Annotated in this window: 19 protein-coding genes and 1 pseudogene; 17 read left to right on the top strand and 3 right to left on the bottom strand. The window is 64.4% G+C overall.

The window, feature by feature from the left end; translation table 11 throughout:
* The first annotated feature begins 604 nt into the window (after positions 1–604).
* The 3 genes from ASE30_RS14070 (at position 605) to ASE30_RS14065 (ending at position 1,292) form a co-directional block, all read left to right on the top strand.
* A complete protein-coding gene (locus ASE30_RS14070) occupies positions 605–784 on the top strand; it encodes a hypothetical protein (RefSeq protein ID WP_057284915.1) in 180 nt (59 codons plus the stop codon).
* Between the two features lie 149 nt (positions 785–933).
* The gene (locus ASE30_RS29765) at positions 934–1,062 is read left to right on the top strand and encodes a hypothetical protein (RefSeq protein ID WP_255366971.1); all 129 of its coding nucleotides are present in this window, start codon (positions 934–936) and stop codon (positions 1,060–1,062) included.
* Positions 1,059–1,292 carry a hypothetical protein gene (locus ASE30_RS14065; RefSeq protein ID WP_057284914.1) on the top strand — a complete coding sequence of 78 codons (234 nt, stop codon included), beginning with the start codon at positions 1,059–1,061 and terminating at the stop codon, positions 1,290–1,292. Before ASE30_RS29765 ends, ASE30_RS14065 begins: the two co-directional genes overlap by 4 nt.
* Before the next feature lie 246 nt (positions 1,293–1,538).
* Here the strand turns inward: ASE30_RS14065 and ASE30_RS28985 are convergent, their stop codons facing one another.
* On the bottom strand, positions 1,539–2,180 hold the full coding sequence (locus ASE30_RS28985) for a hypothetical protein (protein ID WP_156407644.1): 642 nt from the start codon (positions 2,178–2,180) through the stop codon (positions 1,539–1,541).
* 647 nt (positions 2,181–2,827) lie between these two features.
* Between ASE30_RS28985 and ASE30_RS14055 the strand changes: the two genes are divergently transcribed.
* Genes ASE30_RS14055 through ASE30_RS14045 form a run of 3 tightly spaced genes read left to right on the top strand, consistent with a single transcriptional unit; the run spans position 2,828 to position 4,069 of the window.
* Positions 2,828–3,367, top strand: coding sequence for a hypothetical protein (locus ASE30_RS14055; protein ID WP_057284912.1), 540 nt, complete (start codon positions 2,828–2,830; stop codon positions 3,365–3,367).
* Between the two features lie 40 nt (positions 3,368–3,407).
* Positions 3,408–3,716 carry a hypothetical protein gene (locus ASE30_RS14050; protein ID WP_057284911.1) on the top strand — a complete coding sequence of 103 codons (309 nt, stop codon included), beginning with the start codon at positions 3,408–3,410 and terminating at the stop codon, positions 3,714–3,716.
* Complete coding sequence (locus ASE30_RS14045; RefSeq protein WP_057284910.1) at positions 3,713–4,069, top strand: hypothetical protein; 357 nt, start codon at positions 3,713–3,715, stop codon at positions 4,067–4,069. The genes ASE30_RS14050 and ASE30_RS14045 overlap by 4 nt, the downstream gene beginning before the upstream one ends.
* 22 nt (positions 4,070–4,091) lie before the next feature.
* Here the strand turns inward: ASE30_RS14045 and ASE30_RS14040 are convergent, their stop codons facing one another.
* The gene (locus ASE30_RS14040) at positions 4,092–4,874 is read right to left on the bottom strand and encodes a hypothetical protein (RefSeq protein ID WP_057284909.1); all 783 of its coding nucleotides are present in this window, start codon (positions 4,872–4,874) and stop codon (positions 4,092–4,094) included.
* Positions 4,875–5,410: 536 nt separating this feature from the next.
* Here ASE30_RS14040 and ASE30_RS29570 point away from each other — a divergent pair.
* The 3 genes and pseudogenes from ASE30_RS29570 to ASE30_RS29265 form a co-directional block, all read left to right on the top strand.
* Positions 5,411–5,538: pseudogene (locus tag ASE30_RS29570) on the top strand (Arm DNA-binding domain-containing protein); the annotation flags it as partial.
* Positions 5,539–5,820: a hypothetical protein gene (locus ASE30_RS29270; protein WP_369819326.1), complete on the top strand. Its 282-nt coding sequence runs from the start codon at positions 5,539–5,541 to the stop codon at positions 5,818–5,820. It begins immediately after the preceding pseudogene.
* Between the two features lie 260 nt (positions 5,821–6,080).
* Positions 6,081–6,590, top strand: a complete 510-nt coding sequence (locus ASE30_RS29265) for a site-specific integrase (RefSeq protein ID WP_235515261.1) — start codon at positions 6,081–6,083, stop codon at positions 6,588–6,590.
* Positions 6,591–6,731: 141 nt separating this feature from the next.
* On the opposite strand, the gene ASE30_RS14030 is transcribed toward ASE30_RS29265, so the two are convergent.
* Positions 6,732–6,959, bottom strand: coding sequence for a hypothetical protein (locus tag ASE30_RS14030; protein ID WP_057285196.1), 228 nt, complete (start codon positions 6,957–6,959; stop codon positions 6,732–6,734).
* 367 nt (positions 6,960–7,326) lie between these two features.
* On the opposite strand from ASE30_RS14030, the gene wecB reads away from it, so the two are divergent.
* The 8 genes from wecB to ASE30_RS13990 are packed head-to-tail and all read left to right on the top strand — an operon-like array spanning position 7,327 to position 19,158.
* Positions 7,327–8,484, top strand: a complete 1,158-nt coding sequence (wecB, locus tag ASE30_RS14025; RefSeq protein ID WP_057284908.1) for a non-hydrolyzing UDP-N-acetylglucosamine 2-epimerase — start codon at positions 7,327–7,329, stop codon at positions 8,482–8,484.
* A gap of 38 nt (positions 8,485–8,522) precedes the next feature.
* Entirely contained in the window at positions 8,523–10,736 is a 2,214-nt protein-coding gene (locus tag ASE30_RS14020; protein ID WP_057284907.1) for a cellulose biosynthesis cyclic di-GMP-binding regulatory protein BcsB, read from the top strand.
* 12 nt (positions 10,737–10,748) lie between these two features.
* Entirely contained in the window at positions 10,749–12,446 is a 1,698-nt protein-coding gene (locus ASE30_RS14015) for a glycosyl transferase family protein (protein WP_057284906.1), read from the top strand.
* A complete protein-coding gene (locus ASE30_RS14010) occupies positions 12,443–15,175 on the top strand; it encodes a hypothetical protein (RefSeq protein WP_057284905.1) in 2,733 nt (910 codons plus the stop codon). Before ASE30_RS14015 ends, ASE30_RS14010 begins: the two co-directional genes overlap by 4 nt.
* Before the next feature lie 37 nt (positions 15,176–15,212).
* A complete protein-coding gene (locus ASE30_RS14005; protein WP_057284904.1) occupies positions 15,213–16,205 on the top strand; it encodes a twin-arginine translocation pathway signal in 993 nt (330 codons plus the stop codon).
* 4 nt (positions 16,206–16,209) lie between these two features.
* The gene (locus tag ASE30_RS14000) at positions 16,210–17,304 is read left to right on the top strand and encodes a cell division protein FtsQ (RefSeq protein WP_057284903.1); all 1,095 of its coding nucleotides are present in this window, start codon (positions 16,210–16,212) and stop codon (positions 17,302–17,304) included.
* Positions 17,305–17,313: 9 nt separating this feature from the next.
* Positions 17,314–18,894, top strand: coding sequence for an MBOAT family protein (locus tag ASE30_RS13995; protein ID WP_057284902.1), 1,581 nt, complete (start codon positions 17,314–17,316; stop codon positions 18,892–18,894).
* 24 nt (positions 18,895–18,918) lie between these two features.
* The gene (locus ASE30_RS13990) at positions 18,919–19,158 is read left to right on the top strand and encodes an acyl carrier protein (protein WP_057284901.1); all 240 of its coding nucleotides are present in this window, start codon (positions 18,919–18,921) and stop codon (positions 19,156–19,158) included.
* The last annotated feature ends 12 nt before the right edge of the window (positions 19,159–19,170 follow it).

Raw genomic sequence — 19,170 nt, 5'->3', positions numbered from 1 at the left:
GCCCTGTAGGGGCCTCGTTCGTACTCGTGGCGCCGGCGGCACCTCGCAATTGCAAATCCGTGGACCGAAGCCCATCGTTGATCCTCCAATTTGACCAATCGAAGACGGCTTGAAGCACAACGGATGTGCAGATAGCGAATAGACGTCCGCCCTGCGACAACTCACCGACCGCCGGCAGACCTCATGTGCGGACTCATCCCTCTGCGGGCCGGCGCTTCTTTATGATCGGCAACAACCTCTTCGGGGTGCCGCTGTAGCTCATGCGACGCATGCGCCGTTTTGGGCAGCATCTACGCCGGACCAATTTTCCGGCTCCGCTCGGCTGTTCAAGCCGGCGTATCTCCACCGGCATTCTGCCGTGCCTGGGTTCAACTTGTGTGACTGGCGCGCCCTGGCGAAGGGGCGCGCCTCCCTGATCAGCTTTCCCCTCCCTCTGTCTGTCTCAAGGACTTCCCCATGTTCGCAATGCTCACGCTCGCTGCGCCAAATCGGCGCGGCCCTGTTCAACGTCCTGCACGTGATCGCCAAGGCGAATCACTGGTAAGGCACAGCCAGCTTTTCAATCCATGGCGCCCGGTCGGCGCCGATCACTCCAGAGGAATCCATGTCCGAAATTACCGTCGGCAACACGTACAAACTGAAAGGCCCCAAGCGCAAGCCGCCCATCGAAGCAGTGGTAACCGCCGTCAAGCCGCATGGCCGCGGCTTCAGCGTCGAACACCTGGTCGGCAAGAAGAAGCTGACCGCCGGCCTGGGTAAGTTCCAGGGCATGCTCGTCCAGTAAACAGCATCCGCCTAGCCCGCTCGTCGGGGTGGCTTCGGAGAGCGGGCCGGCGCCGCAACGTCACCGGCGCTGAAAGTGACTTTCAGGAATTCACCGGGCTACCGGCCCGCTTTCCGAAGCCAACCAACGCGCAAGTCTGCGCAGATCCCATGCCCTCAACTATCCCCGCCATCTGGTGGGGGCTGGCCCTGCTCGCCCTCGCGGCGGTGGCGCTGGTTCCCATCTGCGAACACTTCAACCGCCGCTACGTCGCGGCCGATCCCTGGAACCCGACATGAACACCATCAGCGCAAGCGCGCCCCCGGTGCGCCACCGTAATCCCATCACGATCAGGCAGGCCGCCCGCAAGCTGGGCAATCTGATCGCGCCCCGCGACCACGCCGGCAAAGGCAATTGGAACAAGGACGCGGATCTCCCCCTGTGGGCCTGGCCCGCCAGCCTGGCGCTGGCGGCATTCTTTCTCTTCGGCCCGCAGGTCCTCGGGTGGCTGCTGCTGCTCGTCGCATGAACGGCATCGAATTTATGCTAAAGGATAGCGCAGACCGGAAGCCGCCGGTCCCGTTGCCCACCGTCACTTGTGCTGAATTGACCCAAAGCAAGAGGCCTTCCGAATCGAAGAGCGGGCGTTCATCAAGGGCGCTAAGAGGCGCCTATCAGCGAAATAGCCGGGTGAGTGCTGCGGCATATCACCGCAGGCCATCCGCCACATCTGGCGCGGTTGAGCCGGGACGATAGGCCCTGGAAGCTTCCCATCTCAAATGGGCAATTCCGGTCTTTCGCCCCGGCTAATAGAAGTCATTGCGTTGTGGAAGATATGCAGCGTGTTGCTAACCTGACGCTTTGCCTCCTGTGCCGCATGAAGTTGGAGTTTCCAGCGAGGATCTATGGAGTCGACACGCCAGTCAGCAGCAGCGCGGCGAAGTTGGATCTCCATACGTCGGAGTACACGGCGTACATCTATGAAATATGCGCAAAGGTACGCAGTAGGAAGCTCGTGAACATTTACGCGATCCATTGCCTCCAGAAGCGATGAAACATCATCAATGATGACGTCAGTTTCCAGGACTTCCTCTACAGGAATCCGGCCATCAACTGCGTCCTGTATGTGACTCATCTGCCAAAGCGCTTGACCAATAAGACCGCATAACGGCTCGAATGCTTCAACACGATTCTCGATTCGAATCTGAGCATCCCGCCTCATTTGCAGGTGGTGCTGCCACAGAACAAAGCCCGCACCGGCCAAGATTGCCACTACTGAAAAAACAGCCTGAATCCAAGCCGGAGCAGCCTCAAATTTGAGAAGTGCCTTCCCCCATGGAGAAAGTGCGGCACCGCCAAAAAGCATCGCTGTCAGCGCGGCAAGCACTGCCCACTCATACCACTTGAAGTTCTTCAAACGCGTCCCCAAAAGGTTCTGCCGCGCATAGTATCCGAACCTCCCCGCAGTGTCAGCCATGCAGAATATCAGCTCGAAATCTGATTCAACACGGCTACTTGCGCCGTCACCTTTCCGAGCCGTATCCGGGCCTTCTCCGTCAAGTCCGTCGTTCTGTTTCCTCCAACTTTGTATAGGCGAATGGCAGCAACCTGATAAGCCACTTCACACAGAATTTCGAGAATGGGAGGTATTGCCTCTTCGGGCAAGTCCTTCGCAAGAAGTACATGAAAGCTATCGCGAACATCTCGCAATCTGTACGTAGGTATTGAATTCGCAGTACCCAGTTTATCAGTTGACGATGTCATCGCCCTCTCGGCGTGTAGAGCCAAGTTTTTTGCCACTAGCAAGAGCGCAGCGCGGTCCTTCCTCTTCTGCCCGTCATCTCGGAGCTTTGAGATCACCGGAAGACCGATGGCAATCACTACAGCCAAAATCGACGTGATCGCTTGCACGGCTGTAGCCCAAGGAGTGATTCCCCATGATTCCTCCACGTTTTGACGGAAGGGATCGTACAGCGAATCTACTTCTTGGAACCAACATGACTCAGCCCCCCCGCATCGTTCAAGTCGACGATCAAGGACGGCACGATCAAACGCGCCGGCGCAATGAAAGTTCGCTATTCCGATATCCCCGTGAAAGAGGGTTTCGACCTTCGCGACCTCGATGAAGAATATGACGCCGGTATCGAAGCCCTGGCCGCCTACATCCTGGATGGCGGCACTTTCCCCGCGCTCGAAGTCGTCGCCCTGCCGGACGGCTCCGGCGTCGAGGTGGTGGACGGTCATCGGCGCTATGACGCCATTGGACGAGCGATCCAACGCGGCGCACCCATCGAATGGGTGGCCGTGGTCGGGTTCCAAGGCAACGAGATAGAGCGCCGCGCGCGCATCTATACCAGCAACGAAGGCGTCAAGCTACGCCCTCTTGAAGCGGCACGCGGCTTTAGGCGGTTTCGCGGGATGGGCCTGGACACCGGGGAAATCGCGGCGCTCGTCCACCGCAGCCGGCCACACATCGAAAACTATCTTGTCCTCGCGGACGCCGAACCCGATGTGCAAGCGCGGGTCCGCCACGGCGCCGTCTCCGTCGAGGCAGCAATCGACGCTATACGCCGGCATGGCGCCCGAGCCGGAGAAAATTCCTGAGCGGCAAGGTCGACCAGGCGAAGGCAGCCGGCAAAACGAAGTGACCGCCAGCACCATCCACGGTCGCGCCCTGCCCCGCAAGGTCGTGTCCCCGCTCATCAGCGGCGTGGACACGTTCATGCAAGGACTCGACGCCAATCAACGCGCCACCCTTCTGGACATTCAGGAAGGCCGCGTAGCCGCTGAAACCATCACCATCCCGCCCGCCGCCCTGCGCGACCTGTTTCAGGCTCACGGTGCGGTCGAAACCGTGCGCGCCAAGCAGGCCGAAAAGCGGCGCCGTGGTGCCCAGACCGCGGCGACGGTCAGCCAGGCCGAAATCCCAACCGCAGAGGATGCCCACGCATGAACGCCCCCCAAATCCTCGACGACTTGGACGACGTTGACCTGGCCGCTCTGTCCACCCGCGTTTTGCACAACATGGTTGCAAAGATGACGCCGGAAGAGCGCCAGCGCTATCGAGACGCCCTCGACGCCGCCGACACCCCCTCCGCAATCTCTTGGGCGTCGCCCTGGGTGTGCCTGATCCGTCGTCCACCGCCCCGGAAAGAAATGCGCAACTTGTCGCGGCGCATTTTCCGGCATGCCCTGGGACACTTTGTGCCCGTCATGTTGGAGAGAAAAAGCTTAGAAGGGATTTGGCCAATGCGGTTCGCTCAGCTTCCGCGGGTAGCGAAGCGCAAACGGTTGTCAATCTTCTAAGCATAATGATAGTGCGGCACCATTAGACGAGAGTCTGGTCACTGCCAAGCGTGGTATCGCACGCTTCCTCGGCCAACCCTTCGGCATCGTTTAGCCTCTTCCGCAACTTATCAATCAAGCCCTCAACTTCTGCTCTAGTCGACTTATAGTGCTGCTGAAGAATGGGAAAGTAAATCTGGAGCGCGGAAACCGCATCTTTGAAGCGAGGCCCATCGGGAATCATTGATGATACCTGTTTACGAATTCTGTCCTCAGCCACCGCCGTCAGATACTCCCGCACCAGCTCAGAATTCGATTCAATAGTTAAAACAAGCCCCTCGAACCTGGCGTACACGTTTACCAGTTCCCTGCGCATGTCCGCATCCGGGATCTCTGCAATCCGCGCGGTGACGCTTTTGTAAATTGGAAATGGCTCTGCAGGCATGCGATTGTAGACCGCCAAGATTGGCCGGGAAGATTGACTAACGGCCCTAAGAATTTCGGGCCCATAGATTCCGTCCAACTGCGCCCAACGCACTTCGAGCTCGTCACTCAATGCTTGCATTACACGACGAGTGCTTTCTTTACCCTCGTCCCTGCGCCGCTGAATCTCCTTTAGCCGTTGGATTTCCTGCAATTTAGATTGACTTTGCGCCTGCACGCGACTCGCATGTAAAGCGCCGTAGATTGCTGCGCCCGCCACTATCGCTTGAGTCCAAGCAGCCCAAACTTCAGCCTTGGGATTTGTAACAACCAAGACTACTAAAACGACGACGCCGAGCAGGATCAAAACAGCAATCCCGCACGGGACCTTGCCCTCTTTCATGTTGTCCTCCTTGTGGAGGCAAGATGTTATCCGAACACGTGCTCACGTCGGTCGCTTGCCGCAAGATCGCCCGATGCACCGCGAGACGTTAATAACTAACTGCTCACACAAGAGCAGGCACATTGCCGCTGCCATGAGCATGAAAGGCCAATGTGGTGTCACCCTCCCTTAAGACGAAACCTTCGGTCCTGGAGCGAAAATGCCAATCTTTGAGGATGGGATTGAAATGCGTGCAGCCCTCAACCACGCGCCACAACGACGAGCAACTAACCCTGATGCCCAAGAGCCAAAATTAAGCACTAACTTATCCATGCAACACATCTATGCATCACCGACATTGCAACCAAGTACCGGCCAACGTGCGTTCCGTTTGGGAGTAAACATGCCTATCAGGCATTTGACTATCAAAAAATTCGCGGATGATTCTGGCTATACTGAAGACGCCATTCGCACCCAGATCCGCGACGGCGTTTGGCCCGAAGGAACTATCTGGGTAAAGGCGCCGGACGGCCGCGTCTTGATCAACACTGAAGGATATGACGCGACCAGCTTCCGACTCGTCCATCGAAATCGACTTCTATTATGCGAACCAGCGGTGCCGGGAACGCATCAAGCTCCAGCCCCCCCCGCTAATCTAAAGCGGGCGGCGAACCATCGCACCGCGATCCTCGATGCGATTTCACGCGGCACCTTTAGCTACGCGACCATATTCCCGGACAGCAAGAACGCGGCCAAGTTCAGCCCGAAGGCGCTAGGCCAGACACTACAGGCCTATCTAGAAAACTGGGTAGACGCGAAGGCTAAGACCATCAAAGCAAGTACGGCAGACGGCTACAGGAAGGCAGTCAATGGGCGCCTCGTCCCGTCATTGGGCAAACATGAGCTGGCCGATCTGCGCCGCGCCCATGTCCGCGAAATGTGCGAAGACATGGACGTCACAAATTAGCGTATCGCGAACGTGCTGTCCGTTCTACGAACGGCACTCGATGAGGCCGTGACCGACGAGCTTATTGAAGCCAACCCCATTTCGGGCTGGACGTACCAAAAGAACGAGCCGCCAAAAGAAGAGGATGACGTCGATCCCTTCACTGCCGCGGAACAGGTGGAGATACTTAAGGCACTTGACGGACAGGGGCGCAACCTTGTCAGTTCGCGTTATGGACCGGACTGCGAACGTCAGAAATGGTCCGCCTCCGATGGGAGGACGTGGACCTGGTGCGCAGCGAAGTCCGCATACGGCGGGCGACCACCCAAGCGGCCAAGGGCGCTGCGGAGGTGCTGAAGACGGGCACCAGCAAGCGGATGGTAAAGCTGCTCGGTGCAGCGCGTGAAGCGCTGGAATTGCAGAAGACGTTTACCCTGCTGGCAAATGCCCATGTTTTCCACAATCCGCGCACGGGCGCACCGTGGGAGGGCGACCAGCCAATCCGCAAGACTCTGCGGCAGCCGGCGCTCAACCGGGCAAAGGTTCGTTACAGGGTGCCCGACCAGACGCGGCATACATATGCCTCCATGATGTTGTCCGCCGGAGAGCATCCCATGTGGGTCGTCAACCAGATGGGACATGCGGACTGGGGCATGATTCGCCGCGTGTATGGGCGCTGGATGCCGGACGCCGCCCCCGATGCTGGGTCCAAGGCGGAAGCCCTAGACGGAGCCTCGAATGGTCAGCATTTGGTCAACATCACCCCTAAGACCCGCATAAACACTGGCTAACCCGGGGGTTCAATTCCCCCCGGCTCCACCAAAACACTGCCCAGCGCGGTTTGCTGGAATAAAAAATCCTCAAGGAAATCATTTCCTTGAGGATTTTTTTCGTCCATGCCTTCCGGACTGCCCGATGTTGCCCTGGGGGTCTCAGTTGCTGTTGATCCAGTCCTGGGTTCCCTGGATGAACCACGGAAGATTCAGTCTTTCGCCTTCGCCCGACTGTATGGTCAGGCGCTGACCCGACGAAGCGCTATTCGCCCCCTGCGTGGTGGCGGCAGGAGCGGCCTGCCGTGGCGGCGCATCCGCGCACGCGGCGAGCGATGCGCACGCTGCCCCGAGCAGGACTAGCCGTGAAGCAAAACGGAGGGTCATCATGGTGTTCTGGTTTCCGATAGCGGCGCCGGCGGCCAAAATGCCGGGCAATAAGGCCTCAACCCGTACGTTACTCGCATTGCGGAATCCGGTGGCGCAACCGGGCGGACAGGGCTGGGGAATTGTCCCTGGAGCGCGCAACTGAAATAGGTTGTTTCCACACTGCGGCGCACCTCGTAACAAGCGATGGATTGATTCGCCCCTAATTGGCGTGAGCGGCACGCTTCCTCGCTCATCCCGCGCTCACTGCCCCCAATATCGGAGGGCAAGCCAATAGGAATGGCTCGACATAGTCCGACACATATTACGAATACTTTCAAGACACAATAACCGTCAGAAAATGCCACCGGCCTGGGGGTCCGTTCTTGCAATGAAAGTCCTATCCATTTTCGGGACGCGCCCCGAAGCCATCAAGATGGCGCCGCTGGTCCGCGCGCTGCAGAACGAACCGCGGATCGAGAGCGTGGTCTGCGTGACGGGCCAACATCGCGAAATGCTGGATCAGGTGCTGGCGCTGTTTGACCTGCGGGCGCAGCACGACCTGGACATCATGGTGCCCAACCAGACGCTCAACGGGCTGTACGCCCGGCTGATCGGCCGCGTCGACAGCGTGCTGGAAGCCGAGCAGCCGGACTGTGTACTGGTTCACGGTGACACCAGCACCGCGTCGGCATGCGCGCTGGCGTCGTTTCACCGGCGGGTGCGTATCGGCCATGTCGAAGCCGGACTGCGCACCGGTAATCTGGCGATGCCCTTCCCCGAGGAAATGAACCGGCGCGTGGTCGATGCGGTGGGCGACCTGCTTTTCGCGCCGACGGCGGAATCGCGCGGCAACCTGCTGCGCGAGAACCTGGCCGGACGCATCACCGTGACCGGCAACACGGTGATCGACGCCTTGGCGATGACCTGCGCCAAGCTGGCCCCGGGCGGCCCGCTGGCGCGCCAGCTTCAGGCGCGATACGACTGGCTGGATCCGCGCCGCCGGCTGCTGCTGGTGACCGGCCACCGGCGCGAGAGCTTTGGCGGCGGTTTCCGCAATATCTGCGCGGCGCTGGCCGAACTGGCGCGGCGTCCCGATCTGCAGATCGTCTACCCGGTGCATCTGAACCCCCAGGTGCGCAACGTGGTGACGAGCGAGCTGTCCGGACTGCCGAATGTGCATCTGATCGCTCCGCTGGATTACCTGGACTTCGTCTGGTTCATGCAGCGATCCCATCTGATCCTGACCGACTCCGGCGGCGTGCAGGAAGAAGCGCCGTATCTGGGCAAGCCGGTGCTGGTGATGCGCGATGTCACCGAACGGCCCGAAGCGGTGCGGGCGGGCACGGTGGCGCTGGTGGGCACCGATACGCGGCGCATCGTCACCGAGGTCAGCCGCCTGCTGGACGACCCCGGCCTGCACGGCGAGTTTTCGCGGCGGATCAATCCTTACGGAGACGGCAAGGCCAGCCAGCGCATCGTCGATGCGCTATGCGGCCGCGCCGTGTCGGAATTCGATCCCGGCGCAGCCGCCCTCGCTCCCGCTTGACGCCCTTCCTCACCGCGACGCATCCCCCAGGACCCTTCATGCCTCACTCGTTTCAATCACCCGATATCCGCGCGCTGTGCCGCGTCCTGATGGCGGCCGGCCTGCTGTTGCCGCTGGGCGCGCTGGCCAGCCCTGCCGGCGATGCGCTGCGCCGTCTGCAAAGCGACGGCTGGGTGTCCCGCAGCACAACGCTTGAGGATCTGGGCATTGCCGAACCCGTTGTGTTGAGCAACAGCGACGCGCGCCAGGAATTCTATCTGCCGGTGCCGCGCGGCGTGCCGATAGCGGATGCCACCCTGAACTTCGATGCGCGCTACAACAAGGGAGAGCCGGGCACGACCAGCATGGTGTTGTGGCTGGACGGCGTGCCGCAAGCGGCCCAGCGGATCGCCGACGGCGAAGGGTCTGCCGCGCGCAGCCTGAACGTGGAGCGCCGCGGCCGCGAGAACGGCTTTTTGCGCATGGGCGTGGACTGGCAGTCCGAAATCGCGCTGCGCCGTTGCGAGAGCAATCGGGCAACGGCCAATGCCTTGACGATTTCGCCGCAAACCCGGCTGAGCTACCGCTACGACGCGTCAGCCATCGGCAACCTGGATGACGCGTGGGGCACCCTGCCGGGCAAGCCCGTGCTGATGGTTGCCTCGCGCAAACTGGATCAGCAGGCCTTCGACAGCGCGTGGCGCATGGGCGTGGCGCTGGAGCGCAGCGGCAAGCGCGTCGCGGTCCGGGCGTTTCCCGCGGTGGGCGACGAGGTCGACACGCGCGGGCTGCGGGCCCCCGCGGGCCTGGAGCAGGTGGCGGCATTTGCCGCGGTGGCCGGCGCCGAAAGGCACAAGCTTGCCAATGCGGCGGAGATCGGCGCCCTGCTGGTCCTGGGAGCGCCCGCCGTGACGGGCGACGTGATCATCGCCGACGCCGGGTTGCGCGCCAGGTACAACGAGGCGCTCGACGCCCTGCAGGCGCAGTTGACGGCCGACGCCGATGCGGCCGACGCGTTCAAGCGCTGGCGCCAGGCGCGCATGCCGCTGGCGGACGTGGACCTGCAGTCCAAGGAGATCCGCCTGCTGCCGGTGGGCCGGCAAGCGGCTATCGCCGTGGCGCCCGACGCCGGCGCACAAGGCGCGGGCGCCTTCGACACAGCCTGGCGGCGGATTCTGTCCACTCGCCAGGTGCAGGTGCAAGTGGCGACACCGCCCCAGACGCTGCAGGACGGCGGCCTGCGGCTGACGAGTTTGGGCGGTTCTGCCGCCAGCTTCGATGTGGTCGCGCGCGGCGACTGGAACACATCCTTCCCGCTGGCCGCGGTGTCCACCGACGGCCGCATGCCCGACGAACTGGTCATGGATCTGGCGGCCGCGCCCGGCGCGTCCTCGACGCGTCCCGTGGCGTCGGTGTTCTGGAACGGCATCCTGCTGGCCGCCAAGCAGCTCGACGCCAACGGCAAGCCCGAGCGCCTGACGGCACGCGTGCCCGGCTACGCGCTGGGCGTGACCAACGCGGTGCGCGTGACGTTCCAGCGCCAGCCCGTGTCCGTGGACTGCAACGAGATTGCGCAGGGCTACCCTGTCAACGTACTGCCGACCAGCTACATCATGCCCGGCAAGGCGCAGCCGGACGGCACGTTCGTCGGGCTGCTGCCGCTGCTTGCGGGCGCGCCGCAAGTGCTGATTCCCGACAGCTATCTGGCCGATGCGCCCGACAACATCAAGCGGGTGATCGGCATCGCCTCCGCCAGCGGCGTTTCCGCCACGCGGGCGGAACTGACGGTCGCGCCCGCGGGGCAGACGGTCAAACCCGGCCGCCCCTTCCTGGCGATGGAAGTGGCCGTGGATGGCGCCAAGCCCGCGGTCCAGGTCACCGACCGCAAACGGCTGCGGGTTTCGGGCAAGGATGCGGACTGGCTGGACATCACCGGCCTGGAGCATCTGAGCACCGCCGAAGTCGTCAGCGCGGGGGGCCAGGACGGGGTGCTGTGGCACACGCTGGGCCAGCAGCCCGGCATGACAGATGCGCCCTTTGTGCTGAACCGCGGCAACGTCGCGATCATCGGCGCGGCCGGCCCGCTGGCCTGGATCGACAGCGGCAACCCGGACGCGAGCCACCCGCCCGGCGCCGGCGAAAGCGCGTTCTTCGAATGGCGCCGCTACATCTCGTGGAGCGTGCCGGCCATCAGCATCGGCATGCTGGTGCTGCTGCTGATCCTGATCGTGGCGTTGCGGGCCAATCGCAGGAAAAACAAGGACACCCGGTAACCCGGAGGCGCCATGTCTTCGCTTTACTGGCCCTACCTCATCGCCGACTACTACCGCGGACTGGAACTCGTGACCGCGTTGGTGGGGGTGATCATCCTGCTGTCGAGCCTGGACGACCTGTTCATCGACGGCTGGTACTGGCTGCGCGAGCTGTGGCGGTCGCTGACCATCAAGCGCCGCTACACGCCGCTGAGCGCCGAGCAGTTGCGCGCCAAGCCGGAACAGCCGCTGGCCATCATGGTGCCCGCCTGGCTGGAGTACGACGTGATCGCGCCGATGCTGGAAAACATGGTATCGACGCTGGAATACAAGAACTACATGATCTTCGCAGGCACCTACCAGAACGACGAGCGCACGATCAAGGAGGTGGAGCGGATGCGCCGGCGCTACCGCCAGCTGGTGCGCGTGGAGGTGCCGCACGACGGTCCCACGTGCAAGGCGGACTGCCTGAACTGGATCGTGCAGGCGATCTTTGCGCAGGATGCGAAGCAGCCCGTGCCCTTTGCTGGCGTAATCCTGCACGACAGCGAAGACGTGCTGCATCCGCTGGAGCTGAAGTACTACAACTACCTGCTGCCGCGCATCGACTTCATCCAGCTGCCGGTGACCTCGCTGGAGCGGGAATGGCACGAGCTGGTCGCGGGCACCTACATGGATGAGTTCGCGGAATGGCACACCAAGGATCTGGTGGTGCGCGAAAGCCTGTCCAAGATGGTGCCGTCCGCGGGCGTCGGCACCTGCTTCTCGCGGCATGCGCTGGTGGAACTGGCCGCTGAAACGAACAACCAGCCGTTCAACACGGACACGCTCACCGAGGATTACGACATCGGCGCGCGGCTGGCGCAGCGCGGCATGCGGCAGATCTTCGGGAAGTTCCAGGTGGAGTACGTGACGCGGCGCCACACCTGGTTCGGCCTGGGCAAGGAAAAGGTCTCGGCCATCCGGATGCCGCTGGGCGTGCGCGAATACTTTCCGAACACCTTCCGCACCGCCTACCGGCAGAAGGCGCGCTGGACGCTGGGCATCGGCCTGCAAGGGTGGCAGCAGGTGGGGTGGACGGGGTCGCTCGCGACCCGGTATCTGCTGTTCCGCGACCGCAAGGGTTTGGTCACGTCGTTCATCGCGATCCTGGCCTATGTGCTGCTGGCGAATTTCTTCGTTTTCTACCTGGCCGATCTGTTTGGCTGGTGGACGGTGTATTACCCCTCGTATTTCCGGCCCGGCGGCTGGCTCGTGACGCTGATGTGGATCAACGCCGTCGCCCTGCTGCTGCGCGTGGTGCAGCGCGGCTACTTCGTCGGCAAGATGTATGGCTGGGAGCACGCGCTGCTGTCCATCCCCCGGATGATCGTGGGCAATTTCATCAACGCGATGGCGGCGGCGCGCGCCTGGCGCCTGTTCATCGGCCACCTGCTCACGGGCAAGCGCCTGGCCTGGGACAAGACCATGCATGACTTCCCGTCCACCGATCAATTGGCGCAGCAGCGCCAGCGCCTGGGCGAATTGCTGCTGTCCTGGCAGGCGATCGATCAGGCCACGCTGGAGCGCGCCCTGGAGATCCAGGCGCGCGAGAAAAAGCCGCTGGGCCAGATCCTGACCGAAGCGGGCTGGCTCGACGAGGGCACGCTGAACGAAGCCATCCATTTCCAGAAGTCCGGGCAGGCGGACACGCCGCCCGCTTCCGCCGAGCACAAGCCCGCCACGCCATGACGTCTTTTTCTCGCTTGCTGGTCCTGTCCGCCGCGCTGGCTTGCGCCGGGTCCGCGGCGCCCGCCGCGGCGCAGTCCCCGGCGCGCGCCGCCGAAGCCCCGCTGGAAGGCGCCGCCTACCAGTTCGCCGCCGAGGGCTACAAGAACTACGACGCCGGCAACTACGCGCTGGCCCAGCAGCAGGCGGAATCCGCGATTGCGCTGCGCCCCGACATCGAGCGCCTGCGCCTGCTGCTGATCTACGCGCTGCAAAAGCAGGGAAAGATCCAGGAAGCCGACAAGGCCGCCGCCGATGCGATCCACGCGGGGCTGGACACGCCTGGCCTGCGCCAGGCGCGCGCCAACCTGCGTCCCCACGCGGCCCAGCCCCGCGCCGCCACCGCCGCGCCGGGAACCACCAGCGCCTATCGCCGCGGCTTTCCCATCGCCACCCGCGCCTACGCCGACTACAACCGCGCGGACTATGCGGCGGCCCAGCGCGGCGCGGAGCGGGCGTTCCGGATCGATCCGAAACAGGGGCCGTGGGCGATGTTGTGGCTGGACGCGCTGGAGGCCCAGGGCAAGTACGCCGAGGCGGAAGCGGCCGCCGCCACGGCGCTGTCGCTGGGCGCGCCGAACAAGGACGACCTGACCGCGCGCCAGCAGACGCTGAAGCGCCGCATGGCGGTCAAGCCCGCCGAGGAAGGCTACCAGGCCCTGATCGCCAACCAGCCCGGCGCGGCGGTGCCGCTGGCTCGCCAGGCCGTGACGCTGGCGCCCGACACCGCCAGCCATCGCCTGCTTCTCATGACCGCGCTGATGCAGGACAACCAACTGGCAGCCGCCGAAGAGGCCGCATCCGATGCCATGCGGCAGGATGACGAAAATACGGTGGCGCTGGTGATGCGTGCCTATCTGCGCCAGCGCCAGGGCAAGACCGATCTGGCCAACACGGACTTCGACGCAGCGCTCGATCAGGACTGGCTGGACGACGAACAGCGGCGCAACGTGCGCCTGATCGCCGCCGACGCGGCGCTCGCCGCGGGTGAAAACGCGCGCGCGCTGACGCTGGTGGAGCCCCTGGGCGCCAAGGACGAGGCGGCCGCGCAACGCGTCAAGCGCGCGCGGTCCCGGCCCGCCGTGCCCGCCACGCTGACGCTCGCCAACTACCCCGCGCCGGTGCAGGACTGCCGGGACACGCCCTATGGCACCGCGTGCGAACTGCTGCCGTCGGATGCCGCCGGCAGCGGCGGCCCGGCCGCGCTCGCGTACGCCGCCTATGCGCGCGAAGACTATCGCGAAGCCATCGCCCAGGCCCGCAAGGCGGTCGAACAGGACCCCGCCAACAAGGACTACCAGCGCCTGCTGACCACCGCCCTGGCGGCGGGCAACGCCGCGCAATTGGCCGAGGCCGACCGGCGCATGAGCGAAGCGCTGGCGGCCCAGCCCGGCGACGCCAGTCTGCTGATGCAACGCGGCTACCTGCACCAGCGCATGCGCCAGCCCAAGCTGGCGCTGCAGGATTTCCAGGCGGCCCGCGCAACCGGCAAGGCGCCGCCCACCGCGATCCTGGACGAAGGCTATGCGCTGGCTGGCGCTGGCGACAAGCGGGGCGCGGTCGATCGCCTGACGCAGGCCATCGACGAAGCGGACGCCGACAGGCTGGAACTGACCCCGCAACAGCGTTTCGACACGCGCAACGCGCTGGGCGGGCTGTCGCGCGAATGGGGCGGCTATCTCTCGGCGGGCTATCGCGGCGCCCGGCCCGCCTCGTCGGGGCTGGGCGGGGCGGCCATCACGGTGCCGGGCGACGCCGTGTTCAGCACGGCAGAGATTTTCTGGCGGCCGTCCGATTTCCTGAACGATTCCTCGCGGACTTTCGAGCTGTACGGCCGCCTGTCCAACACGCTCTACGACAAGGGCGGCACCACCACCGGCCAGACGGTGTCCGACCCGTGCGGCGGCTCCATCGACATCAACGAGACCTCGAATCAGGGCATCGCCGGCATCCCCACGACCGTGGGCGCGCTGGGCATGCGCTTCACGCCGTCCACCGAGGTGGGCGTGACCTTCGGGCTGGAGCGGCAGTTCAACCTGGGCACCGCGACCCGCTCGGGCACGTTCAGTCCGGATCCCGCCGCGCTGCGCTGCGCCCTCAATCGCGACAACCAGACTGCGCACTACCAGACCGACGCGGGCAGCGGCGGCTGGCTGGCCTATGTCACGTATGGCCTGTACGAGGGCACATCGCTGCGCATCGACCGGCCCGACTGGTTCACGATGGAAGGCTACCTGCAGGCCGGCTACGCGTGGCAGGACATGCCCGCGAAGTTCTGGCTGCGCAACAACGCCACCGGCGAGGACAGCGGCAAGTCGTCCGGCAGGCTCAAGCGCGATCAGGCCTTCGGGGCCGGCGAACTGCGCGTGGGCCGCAGCTACCGGATGGATGCGATCAGCGACCGGCTGGTGTTCTATCCCTATGCGGTGGTCGGCGCGGACTGGCTCTGGAACAGGAACGAAGTGACGGGGGCTCCCATCGACGGATCCGACGCCTACCGGCTGCTGGGCAACGGCTCGTCCTGGTCCATGGGCGCCGGCCCTGGCTTCAACATGCGCTACTGGTTCCGCGAGGACCACTACAACGCGCCGCGGTCCTATCTGGACCTGACGACGCAATACCGTTTCAACATAGGCGGCGGAGCCGCCGACCGGGCGAAAGGCCTGTTCATCAACCTGACCTTGTCGTACTGACGACGCGCCGGCCCGCCCCCCAAAAGGAGACCTTCCCATGCCCCTCTTCCCTCCCCCCTTGCGCCGCGCCTATCGCGCCGTGATCCCCACGGGCCTGCTGGCCATCGCCTGCTCCGCCGCGTCCGCGCAGCAGGCCTCTTCCATCGTGATCCAGGGCAAGGACAACTGGCTGTTTCCCGGCTGGGGCAGCCTGACTCAGGTCGACACGCGCGGCATCGACGCGGCGACCCAACTGGTGCGCGAGACCCGCGACGCGCTGGCCGCCAAGGGCGTCCATCTGGAAGTGCTGGTGTTGCCGGACAAGACGCTCTTCTATCAAGACAAGTTGCCGGACGGCAAGGCGCTCAGCGCCGACGTGAAGCAGCGCTATCAGACCATCCAGGCAAAGCTCAAGCAGGCCGGCGTGGCGACCATCGACGACGAGGCCGTGCTGCAAGGCGTGAAGCGCGGCGGACAGGACGTCTTCTACCGCACCGACCAGCATTGGACGCAGGCCGCGGCCGACGCCACGGCCGACGCGCTGGCGCAGCGCATCAAGCAGGACGTGAAGACCCTGTCCGGCAAGCCCGGCACCGGCATGGCGCTGGGCAGCGTCGTCAACGAGCGCCGCTACGGCGACCTGGCCGAGCTGTTCCTGACGCCGGAACAACGCAAGCAGGCCGGGCGCGAGACCTTTACGGTGCGGCGCCAGGCGGAAAGCCAGAGCCTGCTGGACGACACGCCCGCGCCGGTGCACGTGACCGGGCACAGCATGGTGCAACCCTATTTCGGCTTTCCGCAGAAGCTGTCGAACGCGCTGGACCGCCCGGTCTCCGTCAACTGGAAGCCGGGCAACGTGGGCCACTGGATCATGCTGCTGGAATACCTGGAATCCCCCGCCTACAAGCAGAACAGGCCGCAGGTCCTGGTCTGGCAGATGTTCGAGCCCACCTACGCGCAGGGGCCGGACGCCAAGGGATTGTGGGACAACGCGTCCATCATGAGCGCCGACGCGTGGCGTGGCCGCATGAAAGCCGCCATCGGGCAGTAAGGCCGTGGATTCCAAGGACAACGCCGCCGCTTCCGGCCACCGGCTCACCGCCGGCGTGGTGGCCGTGCTGCTGGCGATCGGCCTGGGCTGGGGCCTGTGGCGCCTGGCGCAGGCCCGGATCAGCGTTGCGCAGGTGTCTCCGCCCGCCTGGATGGATGGGTCGGCCGGCGCGGTGCTGAACAAGGCCCTTGCGCTGCCCGGGCAATCCGCGCTGGACACCTGGAACGCGGCCGTGCGGTACCGGGTGCTGGGCGATCTGGGCGATCAGGTGGCCATGGGCTGCCCGCAGTGGCTGTTCTACCGCGACGGCCTGCGGCCGCAGCCCGGCACACACGTGTTCAACGAACGCCTGCGCCTGATGCGGTATTGGGTGGACACGCTGCGGCAGAAACAGGTGCAGGTGCTGGTGGTCGCGGTGCCCGACAAATCGCGCATCGAGTCCGACCGGCTTTGCGGCCTGCCGGTGTCCCTGCCGATGCGGCGCACCCTGGACGACTGGCAGGCGGCCCTGAAGGCGCAAGGCGTGCCTTACGTGGACCTGCGCGATGCGCTGCAAGCCGCCCCGGCGCCGCGGTTCTTCCTGACCGACGTGCACATGAACGCACAGGGCGCGCAGGCCGCCGCCGAACGCGTGGCTCAGGCCGCGCTGCCCCTGTTGCAAGGCCGGGGCACGCAGGCGTTCCAGACCGGCGCCGCGACGCCGCCGCAACCGCGCATGGGCGACCTGATCGTGCTGGCGGGGCTTGCGCATGCCCGGCCCGGCTGGCGGCCGGACCTGGAACTCGTGTCGGAGCAACAGATAGCGCCCGTGCGCAGCGGCGGCCTGCTGGACGAGGCGGCGCCCGTCGAGGTCCTGCTGGCCGGCACATCGAACGGGCGCCGCAGCCAGTTCGCCGAACGGCTGGGCATGGGGCTGGGGCGCGAAGTCTGGAACATGAGCCTCGATGGCGGGCAGTTCTCGGGCGCCCTGCAGGTGGCGCTGAAGCAGCGGGATCAATGGCCCGGCAGCTTGAAGCTGCTGATCTGGGAGTTCTCCGAAAACGCCCTGTCCCTGCCGCTGACCGGGGAAGAGAAATCCCTGTTGGCCCGCATCCCGTAGCGACCCAAGATGCTATTCAATTCCTACCTGTTCCTGTTGATCTTCCTGCCCGTCACGCTGGCTGTCTACTATGCGCTGGGGCCCTTGAACGTCCGTCTGGCCGCGTTGTGGCTCTGCCTGACCTCGCTGGTTTTCTATGGCTGGTGGAACCCGCAGTTCGTGGTGCTGCTGGCCGGATCGATCGCGTTCAACTATGCGATCAGCCAGCTCGTGCTGCACAACACGGCGCGCCCCCGGCTGCAAGGCCTGATCGTTGGCCTGGGTGTCGGCGCCGACCTGGCGCTGCTGTTCCACTATAAGTATTTCGCGACGCTGCTGAACTTCCTGAACGACCTGGGAATGACGAGCGCAACGGCGAACGACATCATTCTGCCGCTGGGCATTTCGTTCTTCACGTTCACGCAGATCGGCTATCTGCTGGACTGCAAGGCCGGCATCGTGAAGGAACGCAGCCTGCTCAGCTACGTGCTGTTCGTGACGTTCTTTCCGCACCTGATCGCGGGGCCCATCCTGCATCACAGGGAAATGATGCCGCAGTTCGCCCGGCCCGAGAACTACCGGTTCAAGGCCGAGAACCTGTCGGTGGGCGCGATGCTGTTCACGATCGGACTGGCAAAGAAAGTGCTGCTTGCCGACGGCATCGCACCTTATGCGGATGCGGGCTTCGCCGCGCCCGGCGAGCTGCAGTTCTGGGGATCGTGGGGCGCCAGCCTGTGCTACGCGCTGCAGCTCTATTTCGACTTTTCGGGCTATTCGGACATGGCGCTGGGTCTGGCCAAGATGTTCGGCATCCGCTTCCCGCTGAACTTCAATTCCCCCTACAAGGCCAGCAGCATCATCGATTTCTGGGCGCGCTGGCACATGACGCTGACACGCTACATCACCGCCTATCTGTACTACCCGGTGGCGATGGCCGTCTCCAAGTGGCGCACCAACCGCAACCTGCCGGTGGGATCCGCCGGCATCGGCACGCTGGGCGGCTTCGCCAGCAGCATCGTCTTCCCCACGCTCTTCACGATGACGCTGGCGGGAGTCTGGCACGGCGCCGGCTTCCAGTTCGTGGTGTTCGGACTGCTGCACGCCATGTATCTTTCCATCAACCACGCCTGGCGCATCTTCGTCGTCGGCCGCAAGCCCGCGGCCGCGCGCCAGGTCCGTCCCGCCACCCGCGCGCTCTGCATCCTGGTGACATTCATCGCCGTGCTGATCGCGCAGGCGTTCTTCCGCGCGCACGGCGTGGGCGACGCGATGCTGCTGATGCGGGGGATGGCGGGCGCGCGGGGCATGGAATCGCTGGACCTGTCCGCGCACGTCGCCGGCCTGGCCTGGGGCGACGCGTGGCGCGTCATCGTGGGCCATCACCTGCAGTTGATCTATGCCCTCGTGCTGCTGGGCATCGCGTGGTTTACGCCCAACGCGCACCAGATCCTGGGCCGATATTCCCCCGCGCTGTTCAAGCCGCAGGAAGCGCCGCGGGCCTTCATGCGCTGGCGCCCCAGCCTGGGCTGGCTGGCCGTCATGGCGGCGCTGCTGTTCCTCTGCCTGATCAACCTGCATAAAGAAACCCGGTTCCTCTATTTTCAATTCTGACCGCACGCGGTCATGGAGCATGTCATGGACATCAACGCTATCGAAGTCAAAGTGGCGCAACTCGTCGAAAACATCATCCTCACCCAGGTCGATCCCGACACCCTGCTGATCGAGTCCGGGCTGGTGGACTCCCTGGCCGCCGTGGACCTGGCGCTGGCGGTGGAACGCGAGTTCGGCTGCAAAATCCCGCCCACCGAGATCGACGTGCACCTGGAGTCCGTGCACACGCTGGCGGCGTTCATCGCCGAAAGCGGCCGCGGCTGACACGCGCCCGCG

The organism is Achromobacter sp. Root83 (assembly GCF_001428845.1).
Taxonomy (GTDB): domain Bacteria; phylum Pseudomonadota; class Gammaproteobacteria; order Burkholderiales; family Burkholderiaceae_B; genus Achromobacter.
The sequence above is the reverse complement of the archived record's forward strand: the minus strand, read 5'-3'. Positions and strand labels throughout refer to the sequence as shown.